Source organism: Mycobacterium sp. 050272 (assembly GCF_039023525.1).
Classification (GTDB): domain Bacteria; phylum Actinomycetota; class Actinomycetes; order Mycobacteriales; family Mycobacteriaceae; genus Mycobacterium.
The window spans coordinates 122,221-139,324 of sequence record NZ_JBCHKV010000010.1 but is presented as its reverse complement, the minus strand read 5'-3'; the positions used below and the strand labels follow the sequence as shown (position 1 = coordinate 139,324).

Here is a 17,104-nt window from a genome sequence, read left to right as displayed (position 1 = left end):
TTACGCGCAGGCCGTGCGGAACCGGTCCCGGTAGGCCTTCGGGCTGATGCCCAGGTGGTTGACGAACACCCGGCGTAGCGTTTCGATGCTGCCGAAGCCCGCGAGATGCGCTGTCTCCGTGACGGTCCGGCCGGCTTCGAGCCCGGCGCGCGCGAAGTCGATTCGAACCAACTCGACATAGCGCGCCGGTGTCATGCCCAGCTCCGATTGGAACAGCCGGGTCAGCTGCCGGGTACTCAGCGACGCCTTGGCGGCGAGCTTGGACACGCTGTGGTCACCAGCGGGATTGGCCGTGATGGCATCGGTGACCAGGCGCAGCGGTGATCCCGCCGGCGGATCGGCCTCGACCAGCACCGAGAACTGCGATTGGCCGCCCGCGCGTTTGAGGTAGACGACCAACCACCGGGCCACCTCACGAACCAGCTCTGTTCCGTAATCCATTTCGACCAACGCCAGTGCCAGGTCGATGCCCGACGACACACCCGCCGAGGTGTAGACGTCGCCGTCGCGCACGAAGATCGCGTCCGGCTCGACGGTGACATCTGCGAAGGCCCGGGCCAGTCGCCGTGTCTCGTGCCAATGCGTGGTCGCGCGCCGGCCGTCGAGTAAGCCGGCCCCCGCGAGGATGAACGACCCCGTGCAAATGGACGCCAGCCGCCGGGTCCGCGGCCCCACCGATCGGACCGCCGCCACGAGTGCGGGATCGATCGCTTGGGTGGGCAGACTGTCGCTGCCGGCGACCATGACGGTATCGGCGGAATCGATGGCCGACAGACGGTCGGTGACGCCCAATCGTGTCCCGATCGAGCTGGCCACATCGTTGCCGTCCACCGACGCGATCTTGAGTTGATAGTCGGCGCCGAATCGGTTGGCCTCGACGAAGACTTCACCCGCCCCCGCGACATCCAACAGCGTTACTCCGTCGAACACGACGATTACCACCACTCGCGAACCCGCTTCGGCCACCGATCCATTGTGTCGCTTTCTGTGGAGAAGACGGCAGGAACGGCGAGGGTCGGTTTGCCCGTAGCCCCGGAAACTGTGAACCAACACCCAACGAGGAGGCGAGATCATGACCACTGAGTCCATCCAGGTGATTGCCGACATCGCGATACCCGACACCGCATTGGCGCGCGCGATCACCGCCCACATCCGCGAGGCCGAAGACGACCTGCTCTTCGACCACTCCCGCCGAGTGTTCCTGTTCGGTGCTCTACAGGGGCGCCGCCGCGGACTGCAACCAAACCTGGAGCTGCTCTACGCCGGGGCGATGTTCCACGATCTCGGCCTCACCGAGCGTTACTGCACCTCGCAGCTGCGTTTCGAGGTCGACGGCGCCAACGCGGCACGTACCTTCCTGCTCGAGCATGATGTTGACCAAGCCGACGCCGAGCAGGTATGGCTGAGCATCGCGTTGCACACGACTCCGGGCATCCCCGAGTTCTTGGCACCCGAAGTCGCCCTGGTCACCGCCGGAGTCGAGACCGACGTGCTGGGCATCGACCGCGACGAGCTTTCGCCGCAGGCCCTTGCGGCGGTCACCGCCGCGCATCCGCGCCCGGATTTCAAGCAGCGCATCCTGTCCGCTTTCAACGACGGAATGAAGCACCGCCCACACAGCACCTTCGGCACGGTCAACGACGACGTGCTCGCGCACTTCGACCGGGGGTTCGTCCGCGAGAACTTCGTCGAGACCATCCTCAACAACAGTTGGCCCGAGTAGGGGGCGGACAGCGAAATGGACATCTACGAAGGCCTTTACACCACCCGGATGATGCGGCGGCTGCGGCCGGACCCGATTCCGCTGGAAACCCAGGCCCGCATTCTCGACGCGGCGGTTCGCGCTCCCAACGGGGGCAACACCCAACGCTGGCACTTCGTGGCCGTCGACGATCCTGAGCTGATCCGAGAGTTCGCCCAGCTGTACCGGCAGGCCCGCGCCATTGAATACGACAAATTCACGTCGGGGACAGGACCGATGGTGGCGACCGCCCCCGGTGCGGACCCGGCCGCGCATGCCGACACGATGCGCCGAATGAAAGGGTCGGGGGATTATCTGGCCGACCATTTCGAAGAGATTCCGTTGCTGCTCTTCGTGTTCGCCATCGACGACCTCGGGGGCGCCAACATCTATCCGGCGATCTGGAGTGCGTTGCTGGCGGCGCGCGCCGAAGGCGTCGGCGGCGTGATGACCATGGTGCTGCGCAATTTCGAGGACGAGGTGAACGAGCTCCTCGGCGTGCCGGTCGAAGAAGGCTGGAAAATGTCGGCCATGCTGACGCTCGGCTATCCGCTGGGCAAGTGGGGCGTGGCGGCCAATCGTCGCCCCGTACACGAGGTTTCCTCGCGCAACGGCTGGGGCAAGCCGTTCGGAATCGAAGTGCCGCAACCACTCTGGCCGCCTCAGAACACCGTGCGATGAGGCATTGCAGTGCAAGGGTTTCGGAGGAAGGTAGGCACATGAGCCAAATCGGGGTCAGCGTGGTGCGGCCGGGAGAGGGCGAGGTCGTAACGCTGCCGGGTTTCGGGGCGGTGTTCAAACTGTCCGGCAAGACCAACGGGGGCGAGGTGTCCATCGTCGAGCACCCGTTCGCCGTCGGCGTGCTCACCGCGGCGCATCGGCACACCCGTGAGGACGAGCACTCGATCGTGCTGGCGGGCGAGATCGGCTTCCGCTCCGACGACAGCGAGGTGGTGCTCGGCCCCGGCGGCTACATCACCAAGCCGCGCGGTCAGATGCACGCGATGTGGAACGCCGGCAGCGAGCCGGGCCGCATCATCGAGATCATCACTCCGGGCGGGTTCGAGAACTACTTCCGCGAACTCGGCGAATTGCTCGTCGAGCACGCCGACGACCCGGCCGGCAAGCCGCTGCACGAACTGCCCGAGTTCGGCGAACTCGCCGACAAGTACGGGCTGAGCTACGGGTCGCCGGCCTGGATGGACGACATCGCGCAGCGATACGGGCTGAACCCGCCGTCCCATTGAGGTCAGCACCGATACCCCCGCTGAGCCCGCGATTTGGTCGGCTCGACACCAGTTCGGTAACCTTGCATTTACCGACGCGGGGTGGAGCAGCTCGGTAGCTCGCTGGGCTCATAACCCAGAGGTCGCAGGTTCGAATCCTGTCCCCGCTACCAAAGGTCGAAGGTTCGAACTTGTGCCCTGATCAGAGGGGTGCAAGTTCGAACTTTTCGACGTTTTGGGGCTGGTGACCCTTTTACGACGCGTCGAGTAGCTGAGCGTCGTGAGGGGGTCGTCGCCCGACGGCGCCGTGAGGGCAGTGGTTGCTGTCGTGCACGTTCCAGACTGCGAGAGCCTCGGCGCGTTGGAATTCTGATGCCCACGGCTGGCCCGTAGAGGAACTTTTCGGCGGCATGCCCCGAACCTTGACAGCCAGCACCACCACGTTCACCACAATTAGCGGCGAAGGGCTGACACTTCAACGGTGATGGTTCGGCACACGCGGGGGTTCGTGGTTCTGCTCTGGTCGGCTAGCGCTGGAAAAGCGGCGCGTTATTGACGCTGATTGTCGCTGTTTTTGGTGCCCTACTCGTTGCCATGATATGGCAGGATGCCTCAACATGATGCAGAGTTTCGCCTTGTACCGTTCGGCAGGTCACAGATTCGTTGAAGGGTGGCTAGAGCCTGAGGTCTTGGACTTTGTTCGCATTTTTGATTCCGTGCAGCGCCGCAACGATATTGGCGGGGGCGTGGCGGAGATCGGTGTTCATCATGGACGGTTCTTCATAGGTTTGCGGCTATTGCTGAGCGCTGAACAACGTGCGCTCGCTATTGATGTCTTTGGCGATCAGCATTTGAATGTCGACGGGTCGGGTGAGGGCGATCGCGATAAGTTCCTTACAAACACGAAACGGTGGGCTTCCGATAGTCGACTGACTGTCCACCAAGCCGATTCGACTTCCCTGGATCGCGATACTGTCCGCGAGTTAGTTGGATCTCCCGTAAGGCTATTCAGCGTCGACGGAGGGCATACTCAAGAAATAGTACTATCCGATATGAAATTGGCCGAGGGATGCTTAGCGGCGGGTGGGGTTGTCATAGCGGATGACGTTTTCAATGAACGGTGGCCCGGCGTCTCGGTCGGCACACTTAATTATTTAGAAGATGGCGCCGGCTTGGCGCCGTTCGCAATTGGATTCAATAAGGTTTTCTTCACTCAACCAGAGTACGTACCGACTTTTCAACAGGCCATCGAACACAAATGTGACAAATCGGTGCGTGTCGCTCTTGAGTATTCGACTTACGCCGGGCACAAGGTTGGGCTTCTGTTTCGCACACCCAGAACGCCCCGTCAGCTTCTTCGTAAGAATCGCGCCGCCAGAATGATTTATAACCGGTTGAAGAAATAAAATCAGTGGAATGGCCCCTCAGAGACCTCTCTGCAGGCCATTTTCAGCCCATTTGAAAACATGTTTGGGAACATAAGGCTGTCTAACTACTGCCCGGAGCAGCCTAAAGGGTGGTTACAGGTGTTGAATAGACCGTCTCGGAGTGTGGGTCGGATGTTTGCTCAGACGGTGCGACAGTCTGCGCCACCTCAGGATCATCGGTCAGGCCGCAACGTTCGAGCCTGCGCTGATTCGCCTTGTCCTCAGGCAGGGATGAGACGGATGGGCATGCGGGTCGGTCCGCGCAGCGAGCTGTGGCTCGACCATTGCGTCGGACCGTCCGGAGTAATGCGGGCAACGCGGGTGACGAGTTGCCGCAGTACTGCTTGGGCTTCCATGCGGGCAAGCGGTGCTCCCAGGCACATGTGAGCGCCGTAGCCGAACGCGACATGCGTTCGTGGGTCGCGGTCGGCGCGGTACTGGTCGGGATCGTCAAACACGGTGGGGTCACGGTTGGCCGCTCCGAAGGACAGCAGTACGCGGGATCCGGTGGGGATTGTGATGTCACCGATTCGGTAGTCGGCTCGCGTGTAGCGGTAGAGATTCTGGATGGGTGTCGTAATGCGTAGCTGCTCTTCGACGGCGAGGGGGATGAGGTCGGGATTGGCGCGGATGAGGTCGTACTGGTCGGGCTGGCGGGCTAGCGTGTCGAACATTCCGCCCAGAAGGTTGGTCGTGGTCTCATTGCCGGCGATCAGCAGGTGGATGGCGATCATCAGAAGCTGACGGTCGGTGAGGCTGCCGTCGGTGTTGTGCTCGAGAAGGTGTCCGAGCACGGTGTTGGACCCCTTGAGTCCGCCGGCGGCGAATTGGCTTGTGAAATAACGCTGTAAAGCCAACAGGGCCGACATCGCTTTGGCTGCGTCGACGATACCGGCGAGCGTGGGCGTCACCTCCATGACGCCCACCGCGCGTTCGGACCAACGGCGAAAATCGCCGACGTCGGTGTCGGGCACTCCGAGGATCTGGGCGATCAGGCGTATTGGCATCGGTATGGCCAAGCGACTAACGAGATCGCATCCGGGGTTGCTCATTACTTCGGTGATGAGTTCGGTAGCGAGCTTCTCGGTCATCTGCTGCCAGGACTGCAAGGCGCCCTTGCTGAATCCCGGCTGGACTTGCCTTCGCAACCGGCTGTGTTCGGCACCGTCGGTGAGCACCGCCACTGGTGCGCACATGCGTATGCGCGTGACTCCTTGAGTGCTGGTGACCTGGTCGGTGTCACGCAACGCGGCCCGCACATCCTCGAGGCGGCTGAGAATGAACGTCGCGCGCCGGGGGTTGTAGTGCACTCGACCACTTCGATGCAGCGCGCGGTATGCGTCGAACGGTTGCGCGGCAGTGACCGGGTCCCGCGGGTCATAGTCGGTATTCACTGCGCCGGTCCACCCGTCGTACCCGCGTCGACGGGTCCGGACGGCGGCAGCGAGGTTCATCCCCACCGCGCGACCGACCGGACGGATAACTTCGACCGCCTTGTGCGCGCTCTGGCTAATCGACACGTGAATTCCTAACCGGATTATTGAATGGAGCGACCGTCGCCCCGCCAGTGACGAAGGTGGGTGGCAACGATGCAGACAGCCAGATAACTGATGTAGCAGGCGGATACGACGGTCGATGGCCGGCGCGCGCCCGGGCGCAGCAGAAGGACGCCGATCATTGTTTCGACCGCGCCATTGACGTAAGTGAACGTCCGAACATTGTTGGGGAAGCCAAGGCGATTGAACGGATCGAAGATCCGCGGGGCGACGAAGTGCGCCGCACCAATCAGACTGGTCGTGCCTCCGAGCGATCGGCGAGTTCGTGAGCTACGCGGGTCGATGTCTTTCATCCCTGATGCCGTCCCTTTCTGCGTGGGCGGGGTTATCTGGTGCGAGCCAGCGGCAGTTGCGGCGCCAATTACGAGATATTTTTTCTCGTTAATCGTAGACACATCGTGCCACCGTTGCCTAGATGCGACGTCGAACGATTGCTCTAGGTTCTTCGTGTGAGCCCATCCCAGCGGGGACGACCGCGGAGCGCAGCTGTGCACCAGGCGATCCTGGAAGCCACCCGGTCGCTGCTCGTCGAAGCCGGCTACAGCGGAGTCTCGATGGACAAGGTCGCCGCGATTGCCGGCGTGGCTACCCAAACGGTGTATCGACGGTGGCCGTCGAAAGGGCCCCTGGTAGCCGAGGCGGTCATGCGGGCCTACGAGCAAGCCGACTTCACGCTTCCGGATACCGGAGACACGGTCGAGGACTTGAGAACCTGGATGCGCGCGTATGCCGAAACTGGTGCGGCTGCCGATAATGTCGCCCTCGTTCGCTCGCTGGCCGCCGCCGCTGCCGAAGACCTGAGCGACCGCGACACCCTGTATCAGCAACTCACCAGCCGCTTCCACGATGCGGTGGCAGACCGGTTACGCGTCGGAATCTCGATGGGCCAGATTCGCGGGGATGCCGACATCGAAGCCGCCGCTGACGCGCTAATCGGAGCCACGCTCTACCGCATGCTCAGCGTTACGACATCGGCGCGGCAAACCACCGAACGCTACTACGGCGTGATAGACGCGCTGATATTCGGCATCTCGACGCCGAAGTAAGCAAAAGCGACCGAGGGTGATCCCTCCCCGCTGGTGGCGGGGAGACGAACCGTGGCGGTCCGCCTGCCACATCTCCCAGGGGTGTCCCCGCTACTGGCGGAAAGGCTCGCGGAGAATTCCCAGGGGCCACTTCCATGCCCACTGGTCAGCTGTTTTCCGAAGAACCCCCGTTGCTGCCACGGTCGTCTAAGTGAGCTCTCAGCAGCGGATGCGCACAGTGGATAGATGAGTGTTGGTGTTCGTGACCTTGACGTGCGGCCGGTCCGCTCCACGGCGCCCGGGGTGGCGCCGGCGGAGATGGCTCAGGCCGCGGTGATCGCGGCCCTCGTGGCAGCCGCCGCAATCCTGGGGACGGTCATTCCGTTCGCCGGCGCGTTGTCGGTGCTGGGCAGTGTGCCGATGGGGCTGTTGGCCTACCGCTACCGTCTCTCGGTGCTCGTCGTCTCGACGGTCGCTGGGTGCACAATCGCGTTCTTGGTCGCGGGTGCCGAGGGCGTCCCGGCGGTGGCGGCCTGCGCATACGTGGGTGGACTGACCGGGATCGTCAGGCGGCGTGGCCTGGGTGCGCTAGCGGTGGCCGGGGTCGGTGCGGCCGCCGGGGGCTTGCTGGGCGCGGCAACCGTTGCCGCACTGGCGGTGCTGGCGCCGCTACGGACGCTGGCGTTTACCTCGTTGACGGCAAATGTCGACGGCACTGTCGCGATGTTGTCCTGGATTTCCCTGCTGCGCACTCCGGCCCGCGAGCTCAAGTCCATTTTCACGATGGCTTTGGGTAATTGGCCGGTGCTGATCGGGGTTTCGTCGGTCGTCGGAGTCTGCATCGCCACCTTGATCGGGTGGTGGGCGTTGTCGTCCGTGCTGAAGCGGTTGGCGGGTATCCCGGACGTGCACAAGCTCGACGTGCCCGAGCACGAGGGACCCGTGGGACCGGTGCCGGCACGGCTCGACGATGTGACGTTCCGCTATCCCCACGCCGATAGCGACGCGCTGGGGCCGGTATCGCTGACCGTGGAGCCGGGAGAGCATCTTGCGATCACCGGGTCCAACGGATCGGGCAAAACGACGCTGATGTTGATGCTGGCCGGGCGTGAGCCCACCTCGGGCACGATCGAGCGTGCAGGAGCGGTCGGCTTGGGCCGCGTAAGCGGCACCGCCGTCATCATGCAGCATCCCGAAAGCCAAGTGCTGGGAACGCGTGTCGCCGACGATGTGGTGTGGGGATTGCCGCCTGGAGCGGACGCCGACGTGGCCGCTTTGCTCACCGAGGTCGGGCTTGACGGGATGGCCGAGCGCGACACGAATGGACTGTCGGGCGGGGAGTTACAACGGCTGGCGGTCGCCGCGGCGTTGGCGCGTAAGCCGTCATTGTTGATCGCCGACGAGGTGACCAGCATGGTCGATCAGCGCGGGCGGGAGTCGCTGATGGCGGTGTTGTCCGGACTGACCCGGAATCGCGGTATGTCGCTGGCCCACATCACGCATTACCGCAGCGAGGCCGACGCGGCCGATCGGGTGTTGCGGCTCAGCGGCGATGCGTCCGGCGCCGCCGACAACGCTGGAATGGTCCTGGCCTCTACCACGCCCTCGCCGAACGCTGCGACCGGTTCGGGTGACTCGATACTCTTTGAACTGCAGTCGGTTTGGCACGAGTACGGCAGTGGCGGTCCGTGGGCCAAGATGGTGCTGCGCGACGTCAACCTTGTCGTCGACGAGGGTGACGGCATCCTGATCCACGGCGACAACGGATCGGGCAAGTCGACGCTGGCGTGGATCATGGCCGGCCTCATCGAGCCGACGGCCGGTCGGTGCCTCATCGACGAACGACCAGCCCACGAGCAGGTTGGTGGGGTGGCATTGTCGTTTCAGGCAGCGCGACTGCAACTGATGCGTGAACGAGTCGGCCAGGAAATCGCTTCTGCTGCTTTGTTCAGCGCGCACGATCGCGCACGCATCGATTCAGCGCTGATGATGGTCGGCTTGGATCCGGGTTTGGCGGATCGGCGCATCGATCAGCTCAGTGGCGGACAGATGCGCCGAGTTGTGTTGGCCAGCTTGCTGATCCGCTCACCGCGAGCGCTGATCCTCGATGAGCCACTGGCCGGACTGGACGCGTCCAGCGCCGAGGGACTGGTGCGGCTGTTGGCGGAGCTGCGTCGTGAGACGGGCTTGACCATCATTGTGATCTCGCACGACTTCTCGGGCCTGCAAGAGGTCTGTCCGCGCTCGGTGCATCTGGCGGGCGGCACCGTGGCGGAGGCCGCACCGAGCAGCCTCCTCGACGCGCGTCCCCCGGATCAGTCGCGGCGCCGGGCGCGGCGATCGCCGGTGCTGTTGATGCCGGTGCCCGGTGATACCGCGGTGCACCGGATGTGGGCGGGCACGAAACTGGTTGTCGTCGCGGCGATTGCAGCCCTGTTGGCGATCTGCCCCGGATGGGCCGCGATCACGGTGTCTGCCGGTGTGGCCGCCGGGGCGATGCGGTGGGCGCGTATCCCGCGGGGCGCGTTGCCGACGGTTCCGCGCTGGGCCTGGGTGATGCTGCTGATGACCATCGTGGCCGCCGCGCTGGCCGGGGGCAGCCCGGTCCTCATGGTGGCTTCAGTGCCAGTACCTCTCGGCGGGCTGTTGCACTTTATGCAGTTCTTGACGATGACGGCTATCGTGCTCGGCCTCGGCGCACTGGTCTCGTGGACCACCAACGTCGCCGAGATCGCGCCAGCGCTGGTCCGGCTCGGTAAACCGTTGCAGCGCATCAGGATTCCGATCCGTTCATGGTCGGTGGCGGTGGCGCTGGGCTTACGGGCGTTTCCGATGCTGGTCGACGAGTTTCGGGTGCTATATGCGGCGCGGCGGCTGCGGCCGCGGCCGGTGGTGTCGGGAGTGCGGGCACGCGCACGGTGGTGGTTCACCGAAAGCGTGGACTTGATGGCCGCAGTGATCACCGTGGCGTTGCGCCGCGGCGACGAGATGGGTGATGCGATCACGGCGCGCGGCGGATACGGGCAGTTCTCGGCCGCCCAATCGCGTCCCGGCCGCGTCGACTACTGCGTCATGACCACGGTGTTCGCGCTGTGTGCTGTCACCGCGGTGGTGCAATTCGCCTACTTGGGCATCGTCTGACCCCGCGTTTGGAGGAAGTGGCCCCCGGAGAGATCCGGGGGCCATCTCATTGCCGGCCGGCGAGTCAGGAGTTCTCGACCGCCTACGTGTGCTTGATATGCCGCGGCGGCACGCGTAGTCGACTACTCGAATCCGCGCGGCTTGATGACTGGACACACTTGACTAAGCGTCAAGTCTAAATCTACCGTGATTCCAGACCGGAAGTTTCGCGCGAGAAGGGATCTACGCGCTCATGACCGACGTGCAGTTCCGCAAGATGCGGTTCGATCTCGACGAATCGGTGCCCTTCCAGTGGAACCCCGCCAATCCCGCGTCCGGTGTGATGGCGAACATGATCTCGTTCATGGCCGTCGGATTCGAGCGCTACATCGTGCTGGCCGTGAAGGAAGCCCTGAAGGGCATCGGCGATGCCGCCCTGCGCGAAGAGGCCGAGGTGTTTCTCGCCCAGGAGTCCCAACACTCGGCCGCGCATCGTCATCACGTCAACGGACTCATCAAGCAGTATCCGGCGCTCGGCGGGGTTCTGGGCACCGTCATCACGTCCTACGAAGACCTCTATGCGGCGCAGCCGCTCAAATTCCATCTGGCGTATATCGCCAGCATCGAGGCGACCTTTCCGGCGTTGTTCAGCTTCATGATCCGGCATCGAGATCGCCTGTACTACGGCGATTCTCGGGTCGCATCGCTGTTCATGTGGCACTACGTCGAAGAGATCGAGCACCGCAGTTCCGCGGAAATCATCTTCGACGGCGTGGTGGGCGACAAGTGGTATCAGCTCCGGATGCTGCGCCACTCGATGCGACACGTGACAATGTTGTCGCGCATGATCGCCGACGGCATCGCCGCGGCGGTACCGGCCGAGGACGCGAAAGTCGATGCGCGCGTAGCCACTTCCGCGATGTGGCGCGGCGAGTTGATGAAACGACTGCCGCTGCTGAAGAATCGCCGGGGCTCCCTGCCCCCGACCGCATTCGACGGCATTGCGACGCGGGAAGTGCTTCGACTCGTCGGTGGTCTGCTGGCTTCGCAGTTACCGACCCATCACCCGGGCAATGTCGCAGTGCCGGAGTGGTTTCACACCTGGATGCGCGACTTCGACGCCGGCCTGGACATGGCACACTACTACGGTGTCGGCAGCGCGACCGCTCAGCGACGGTGGCTGGCGAGTTCCGAGTCCAGCACGGGCCCGACCCAGCGGCGAAGATAACTGCGCAGCGCCTTGCCCTTGCGCGGCGGTTGGCCCGGATTCAGCATGAACGACTGCAGCATCCGCAGCAGGTATTCGACCAGGTCGTCGATCGCGTTGTCGTCGAACCCTATTGCTGCCCAGTCGATTTCGAACTTCTCCAGCACGGCATGCCCGAACTGCTTGGCCTGATCCGACATCATTGAAGCGGACGTCTTGCCGGGGTCGTGTGCCAGCATCAGTTGAAACGGCTTGTCATCCGGGAGCCATTCCAGGGTGTAAGCAAGACTCTCGACGAGCGCGTCGACCGGATCGGTGGTGCCCGCCAGATGGTCCGTCAACTTCTGTAGGAACCGGATCCCCGATCGTTCGGCCACGGCCAGCTCGAGCGTGTTCGACCCGGGGTAGTAGTTGTAGACGGTCTGGCGGGAGACCCCGAGCTTGCGCGCCACGTCCGCGACGCGCATGCTCGTCCCGCGTTCGTCAATTGCCTCGGCGGCCGCATCGAGTATGCGTTCGATCGCCTCCTCGTCACTGGCAGGCGTCGACCCGCTCCATCCGTGGGTGCGCATGCCTTGGAATGTAGTCGCCGCCGCGCCGGGGTCGCGATCATCGGTGGTCGGCGTGCCGAGACGCGGATTGGCTAGACATAACGGTGATTGTGTCTAGCCATAAACTAGGCTGAATACCATGCCTTCTTCCGTCGAGCCGTTTCCCATTGCCGTCGAGCAGTCGCAGCTCGACGATCTGCATCGCCGCCTCGAGCACGCCCGCTGGCCGGCCGAACTCGACGGCGCAAGTTGGGATTACGGCACTGATCAGACCTTTTTACGCCAGGTGACGGCGCGGTGGCTGGACGGCTATGACTGGCCGACCACCCAGGAGGAGCTCAACTCGTGGGGTTCGGTGCACACCACGGCGGCGGGTCAGCACGTCCACCTGCTGCACACCCGCTCGTCGGAGCCCGACGCCATCCCACTGGTGCTCATCCACGGCTGGCCGGGCTCGATCGTCGAATTTCTCGATGCCGCAAAGCTTTTGCGCGAGCGGTTTCACCTCGTGGTGTTCTCGATGCCCGGCTACGGATTCTCGGGTCCCACGCGGGAAAGGGGAGTGGACGTCGCCCGGGTCGCCGCCGCCGTGGACGAAACCATGAGCCGGCTCGGTTACCACCGCTACGTTGCGCAGGGTGGGGACTGGGGCGCCTTGGTGGTCCGCTACCTCGGCGAGCACTTCAGCGCGAGCGTGGCGGCCATCCACACCAACATGCTGTTCTCGCCGCCGCGCGACGGCGACACCGACCCCCTCGCCGGTGTCACACAGGACGAACTGGCCAACATCGCCGCGTCTGCCGAGCGTCTCAAAGAAGGCACCGCGTACATGGAGATCCAGGGCACCCGTCCGCACTCTCTCGGGTATGGCCTCGACGATTCACCGCTCGGCCTGGCGGGCTGGATCCTGGAGAAGCTTCACGCGTGGTGTGACATGCGCTCGGGTATGCCAGTGCGCACCGACCGACTGATCGACAACTTGATGCTGTACTGGCTGACCGGAACGGCCACGTCTGCAGCGCGCCTGTACTGCGAGGCCGCTCGCGCCGGAAACTCAGCACTGAGTACGTGGACCGGGCGCGTCGACATCCCCACCGGTTACGCGGTGTACCCGGGCGAGCTCCTGCAAACGCCGCGTGCCTGGGCCGAAAAGCGCTACAACCTAGTGCATTACACGGTGGCCGACCGTGGCGGACATTTCGCGGCACTGGAGAACCCGCAGTGGTTCGCCGCGGATGTCATCGCATTCGGCGAGCGGTTGCACGAACTGGCATGGCCCCGTGAGTCATCGGGACACCACGGCCAGTCCAAGGCACTAACGCAGTCGCGACATCACCTCGGCCGCCAACAGCTCCAGATGGGCCAGATCAGACAAGTCCAGGACTTGGGCGTAGATCCGTTGCACACCCAAGTCGGTCCACGCGCTCAACTTGTCGACGATTTCGGCGGGGGTACCGACAAGCGGGCTGTTAGAGCGCAGTTCTGCCACGTCGCGGCCGATAGCCGCCGCGCGGCTGGCCACCTCCGCGTCATCGCGTCCGGCGCACAGCACGAACGCGCACGAGTAGACGATCGAGTCGGCCGGGCGGCTGGCCGCCTCCATCGCGGCGGCCACCCGTCGGAATTGAGTTCTGACGACGTCGATCGGGGCAAAGGGGACATTGAACTCGGCGGCATAGGTGGCCGCCAGTGCCGGGGTGCGTTTGGCCCCGGCGCCCCCGATGATGATCGGCGGATGCGGACTCTGCAGCGGTTTAGGAAGTGCCGGCGAGTCGCTGACTTGATAGTGCTCGCCCGTGTAGTCGAATGTCGCGCCGGAGGGCGTTGTCCACAATCCGGTGACGATGGCCAGCTGTTCGGTGAGCCGGTCGAAGCGTTCGTGCACCGAGGGAAACGGAAGCCCGTAAGCGGCGTGTTCTTTTTCGAACCAACCGCTACCGAGGCCCAATTCGACTCGTCCGCCGCTCATTTCATCCACCTGGGCTACCGCGATCGCTAAGGGTCCCGGGTAACGGAAGGTCGCGGAAGTCACCAGCGTCCCCAGCCGTATGCGTGAGGTCTCGCGCGCGATCGCCCCTAGCGTCACCCACGAATCAGTCGGACCGGGCAAGCCGTCCCCGCTCATCGCCAGGAAGTGGTCGGATCGGAAAAACGCGGCAAAGCCGAGCTGTTCGGCCCTCTGAGCGACAGCGAGTTGATCCGCGTAGGAGGCACCCTGTTGTGGCTCGACGAATACCCGAAAATCCATGGCTCTCTTTGTATCCTGTCTGCGTCGTGGTCAAGTATGACAGCCTTAGGCGCGCTGGCGACCATGCCCACGCTAGCCGAACTCGCACCACGGACGGCGCGCTCGACCCCGTCGCGCAGCCTCGGCCAACTTGATGCTGGGGCTGTTGGCAACGACCACGAACTCCACGTGCGTGCGCAAAGCGCGCTGAAGCCGAACCGTCGTCTACCGCGGCAGCACGGCCTCGATGGCGGTGATGACCTCGGGGGCGTCGGGCTCGGTGCGAGGCCGGAAGCGGTTGGCCACCGCACCGTCGGGGGAGAGCAGGAACTTCTCGAAGTTCCACTGGATGTCTCCGGCCGCACCGTCGGCATCGGCGGCCTTGGTCAGTTCGGCGTACAGCGGGTGGCGGTCGTCGCCGTTGACGTCGGTCTTCGCCAGCAGCGGGAACGTCACCCCGTAGGTCGTCGAGCAGAACTCCTGAATCTCATCGGCCGTGCCCGGCTCCTGGCCCATGAACTGATTGCACGGCACGCCGACCACAATCAGGCCGCGGTCGCCGTAGTCCTTGGCCAGCTTCTCGAGGGCCGTGTACTGCGGCGTCAGCCCGCATTTGGAGGCCACGTTCACGATCAGCGTTGCGCCGTCGGACAATTCGGCCAGCGTGGTCGGTTGGCCGTCGAGGGTGGTCAGGGCGATGTCTTTGAGAGTCACGCCGATGACGCTAACGCACCGAACCGATCCAGGGCTACGGCTGTTCGCCAGCATCAGAAATGGGTAACCGCTGCGGTAACGCGCGGGACGTTTCGACAACAGGTTGCTAGCTGGGAAGGCGGGATCGAATGGCTGAACAAGAGGGAAGCCGGTGGGACGTCAGTGTCAAGAGCAACGCGGTTTGCCTTGAGCGCATCTCCGACAAGGAAGACCAAGTCTTCGAAGATTCGTTGTCAGCAGAGGAGGCCAAGAAGCTGGCCGCGCTGCTGACGAAGTTCGCCGACAAGCTCGAGGAGTCCGAGGACTCTGACGATGCCGACGACGCCGACGAGTCCGACGACGAGGACAAGTCGCAGGACTAGGCGAGGCCTCGCCGATCATCGTCAAAATACGTCGCCGACCTGCAATTGCTCGGACTGCTCTAGCCCATCGATAACAGTCCTTTGGCAGGTCGAAACGTCGTACGCTCATTGCGATGCTGGCCAACTCCGAGATCCGGTTCCTGCGCGTCGGCGAGCGCCGCGTGGCGTTCGACGTCCGCGGGGACGGTCCGCCGCTCGTGGCTCCGGCATGGTGGGTGAGCCATCTCGAACTCGACTGGGAGGGCACCGGCTTCCGGCAGTTCTGGGAGGCCGTCGCCGACGGGTACACGCTGATCCGCTACGACCGGCTCGGCGTGGGCATGTCGGACCGCACGGTCGAAGATTCGGACCTGACCGTGGACGGGGAAGTGGCCATGCTGCGCGCGCTTCTCGACGAGCTGGGCTACGAACGCGTATCGCTGCTGGGCGGCTCCTGCGGAAGCTGCACCGCGATCGCTTATGCCGCAACGTATCCCGAACAGGTCGAGCGGTTGGTGTTGTACGGGTCCTACGCCGACGGCTCGGCAATCACCGCACCGGAAGTGGGCGACGCGATCGTCGCGGCGGTTCGCGCGCATTGGGGACTGGGCTCCCGTCTGCTCAGCAACATGTTCCTCGGCGCTGCCGACTCCGCGGAGCACGAACGCTTTGCGCGGTTGCAGCGCGAGGCCGCGACCGCCGAGGCCGCCGCTTCGTTGTTGCGCCTCGTCTATCGCCTCGACGTACGGGCGTACCTGCCCAGGGTCAGCGCTGAAACGCTGGTGGTGCATCGACGCGACGATCGGGCCGTGCCGCACCGGCTCGGTCGCGAGGTCGCGGCCGCGATTCCGGGCGCCGCCTTGACCTCGCTGCCCGGCAGCGCGCACTTCCCCTGGCACGGTGACGTGGATTCGGTCGCGCGCGCGTGCCGCGCCGCGCTGGGGCCGCTGGAGCCTCGGTCGCAGGGGGACACCCGCGAGCCGGCGCCGGACCTGCTCTCCGCCCGTGAACGCGAGGTCCTTGGTTGCCTCGCGCACGGTCTGAACGATCGCGAGATCGCCGAGCAGCTCATGCTGAGCCCGCATACGGTGCACCGCCACGTCGCGAACATCCGCCGCAAGCTCGGGCGCACCTCACGCGCGGCCGCCGTTGCCGAGGCGGCGCGTCTCGGACTTCTATGACGTAGCCCAAACGGGCCATCGCTCAAAGATGGCCGTCTTGGGCGATGCGCGCACCCCGTGGCGGCTTCTACGTTATGCGCCATGACACAGACCGCTACCGAACTGGAAATGCGCCCGCCGTCCGCGGCCTGGCTGCGGATCATGGCGCTGGTGTACGACCCGTTCGTGTGGGTCGGCGAGCTGGCGGGCATGCGCCGCCGGCGGCGCACGTTGGTCAGTGCCGCGCGGGGGCGCGTCGTCGAGATCGGCGCGGGAACGGGACTGAACATCGCGCACTATCCCGACGACATCGATGATCTGGTGCTCATGGAGCCCGAGCCGGCCATGCGCCGAAAGCTCGCGCGCCGCCTGCACCGGCATGCCCGTCCGGCGCGAATCGTCAACGCACCCGCGGAGTGCCTGCCGCTGACCGACGAGTCGGTGGATACCGTTGTCTCGACCCTTGTGCTGTGCACCGTCGAAAATCCTGAACGTGCCTTGCGCGAGATCGCCCGCGTGTTGCGCCCGGGTGGGCAGTTGCTGTTCGTCGAACATGTGCGGGCGAATTCTCGGTTGCTTGCGGCGTGGCAGGACTACCTGTTCCGCCCGTGGCGGGCCTTCGCCGGCGGGTGCTGCTGCAATCGCCCGACCGGGGAGCTGATGCGTGCCTGCGGATTTGCTGTCACGGCAGAAAGTTTCGTGTGGCGCGGGATGCCGCGGATTGTGCATCCGCTCTTGATGGGGCGGGCAACTCGCTAGTCCTTGTTGACTACCCCCGTTTTCATCACAGCTGCGCCACGTCCAATCGT

At 64.5% G+C, this 17,104-nt stretch carries 16 protein-coding genes, 1 tRNA gene and 2 pseudogenes; 13 read left to right on the top strand and 6 right to left on the bottom strand.

Going from position 1 to position 17,104, the window contains the following annotated elements; all coding sequences use genetic code 11:
• Window positions 1-945, bottom strand: a complete 945-nt coding sequence (locus tag AAHS21_RS19785) for a GlxA family transcriptional regulator (protein ID WP_342929341.1) — start codon at window positions 943-945, stop codon at window positions 1-3.
• 127 nt (window positions 946-1,072) lie between these two features.
• On the opposite strand from AAHS21_RS19785, the gene AAHS21_RS19780 reads away from it, so the two are divergent.
• The 5 genes from AAHS21_RS19780 (at window position 1,073) to AAHS21_RS19760 (ending at window position 4,373) form a co-directional block, all read left to right on the top strand.
• Window positions 1,073-1,723, top strand: a complete 651-nt coding sequence (locus AAHS21_RS19780; protein ID WP_342929265.1) for an HD domain-containing protein — start codon at window positions 1,073-1,075, stop codon at window positions 1,721-1,723.
• Window positions 1,724-1,738: 15 nt separating this feature from the next.
• Complete coding sequence (locus tag AAHS21_RS19775; RefSeq protein WP_342929264.1) at window positions 1,739-2,422, top strand: nitroreductase family protein; 684 nt, start codon at window positions 1,739-1,741, stop codon at window positions 2,420-2,422.
• A 38-nt stretch (window positions 2,423-2,460) separates the two neighbouring features.
• Window positions 2,461-2,988 carry a cupin domain-containing protein gene (locus AAHS21_RS19770; protein WP_342929263.1) on the top strand — a complete coding sequence of 176 codons (528 nt, stop codon included), beginning with the start codon at window positions 2,461-2,463 and terminating at the stop codon, window positions 2,986-2,988.
• A 75-nt stretch (window positions 2,989-3,063) separates the two neighbouring features.
• Window positions 3,064-3,140 (top strand) — tRNA-Met (locus tag AAHS21_RS19765).
• Between the two features lie 444 nt (window positions 3,141-3,584).
• Entirely contained in the window at window positions 3,585-4,373 is a 789-nt protein-coding gene (locus tag AAHS21_RS19760; RefSeq protein ID WP_342929262.1) for a class I SAM-dependent methyltransferase, read from the top strand.
• Between the two features lie 242 nt (window positions 4,374-4,615).
• On the opposite strand, the gene AAHS21_RS19755 is transcribed toward AAHS21_RS19760, so the two are convergent.
• The gene (locus AAHS21_RS19755) at window positions 4,616-5,848 is read right to left on the bottom strand and encodes a cytochrome P450 (RefSeq protein ID WP_342929340.1); all 1,233 of its coding nucleotides are present in this window, start codon (window positions 5,846-5,848) and stop codon (window positions 4,616-4,618) included.
• An 83-nt stretch (window positions 5,849-5,931) separates the two neighbouring features.
• Window positions 5,932-6,243, bottom strand: a complete 312-nt coding sequence (locus AAHS21_RS19750) for a hypothetical protein (protein WP_342929261.1) — start codon at window positions 6,241-6,243, stop codon at window positions 5,932-5,934.
• 195 nt (window positions 6,244-6,438) lie between these two features.
• Here AAHS21_RS19750 and AAHS21_RS19745 point away from each other — a divergent pair, with 195 nt between their 5' ends.
• The 4 genes and pseudogenes from AAHS21_RS19745 to AAHS21_RS19730 all read left to right on the top strand — a co-directional run bounded on the left by AAHS21_RS19745 (window position 6,439) and on the right by AAHS21_RS19730 (window position 11,323).
• The gene (locus tag AAHS21_RS19745) at window positions 6,439-6,996 is read left to right on the top strand and encodes a TetR/AcrR family transcriptional regulator (protein ID WP_342929260.1); all 558 of its coding nucleotides are present in this window, start codon (window positions 6,439-6,441) and stop codon (window positions 6,994-6,996) included.
• 225 nt (window positions 6,997-7,221) lie between these two features.
• A pseudogene (locus tag AAHS21_RS19740) lies at window positions 7,222-9,279 on the top strand (ATP-binding cassette domain-containing protein); the annotation flags it as partial.
• 51 nt (window positions 9,280-9,330) lie between these two features.
• The gene (locus tag AAHS21_RS19735; protein ID WP_342929339.1) at window positions 9,331-10,116 is read left to right on the top strand and encodes an energy-coupling factor transporter transmembrane protein EcfT; all 786 of its coding nucleotides are present in this window, start codon (window positions 9,331-9,333) and stop codon (window positions 10,114-10,116) included.
• A gap of 232 nt (window positions 10,117-10,348) precedes the next feature.
• Window positions 10,349-11,323 (top strand): metal-dependent hydrolase, encoded by a 975-nt coding sequence (locus tag AAHS21_RS19730; RefSeq protein ID WP_342929259.1) that lies wholly within the window; start codon window positions 10,349-10,351, stop codon window positions 11,321-11,323.
• Here AAHS21_RS19730 and AAHS21_RS19725 read toward each other — a convergent pair.
• Window positions 11,263-11,874 (bottom strand): TetR/AcrR family transcriptional regulator, encoded by a 612-nt coding sequence (locus tag AAHS21_RS19725; protein WP_342929258.1) that lies wholly within the window; start codon window positions 11,872-11,874, stop codon window positions 11,263-11,265. The genes AAHS21_RS19730 and AAHS21_RS19725 overlap by 61 nt on opposite strands.
• A 118-nt stretch (window positions 11,875-11,992) precedes the next feature.
• On the opposite strand from AAHS21_RS19725, the pseudogene AAHS21_RS19720 reads away from it, so the two are divergent.
• Window positions 11,993-13,075 (top strand): annotated as a pseudogene (locus AAHS21_RS19720) (epoxide hydrolase); the annotation flags it as partial.
• A gap of 93 nt (window positions 13,076-13,168) precedes the next feature.
• On the opposite strand, the gene AAHS21_RS19715 reads toward AAHS21_RS19720, so the two are convergent.
• Window positions 13,169-14,101: an LLM class F420-dependent oxidoreductase gene (locus AAHS21_RS19715; protein WP_342929338.1), complete on the bottom strand. Its 933-nt coding sequence runs from the start codon at window positions 14,099-14,101 to the stop codon at window positions 13,169-13,171.
• A gap of 204 nt (window positions 14,102-14,305) precedes the next feature.
• Window positions 14,306-14,794: a glutathione peroxidase gene (locus AAHS21_RS19710; RefSeq protein WP_342929257.1), complete on the bottom strand. Its 489-nt coding sequence runs from the start codon at window positions 14,792-14,794 to the stop codon at window positions 14,306-14,308.
• Between the two features lie 128 nt (window positions 14,795-14,922).
• Here AAHS21_RS19710 and AAHS21_RS19705 point away from each other — a divergent pair, with 128 nt between their 5' ends.
• From AAHS21_RS19705 to AAHS21_RS19695, 3 genes are all read left to right on the top strand, one after another.
• Complete coding sequence (locus AAHS21_RS19705; protein WP_342929256.1) at window positions 14,923-15,156, top strand: hypothetical protein; 234 nt, start codon at window positions 14,923-14,925, stop codon at window positions 15,154-15,156.
• Window positions 15,157-15,269: 113 nt separating this feature from the next.
• Window positions 15,270-16,316 (top strand): alpha/beta fold hydrolase, encoded by a 1,047-nt coding sequence (locus AAHS21_RS19700; protein ID WP_342929255.1) that lies wholly within the window; start codon window positions 15,270-15,272, stop codon window positions 16,314-16,316.
• Between the two features lie 81 nt (window positions 16,317-16,397).
• Window positions 16,398-17,054 (top strand): class I SAM-dependent methyltransferase, encoded by a 657-nt coding sequence (locus AAHS21_RS19695; protein ID WP_342929254.1) that lies wholly within the window; start codon window positions 16,398-16,400, stop codon window positions 17,052-17,054.
• The last annotated feature ends 50 nt before the right edge of the window (window positions 17,055-17,104 follow it).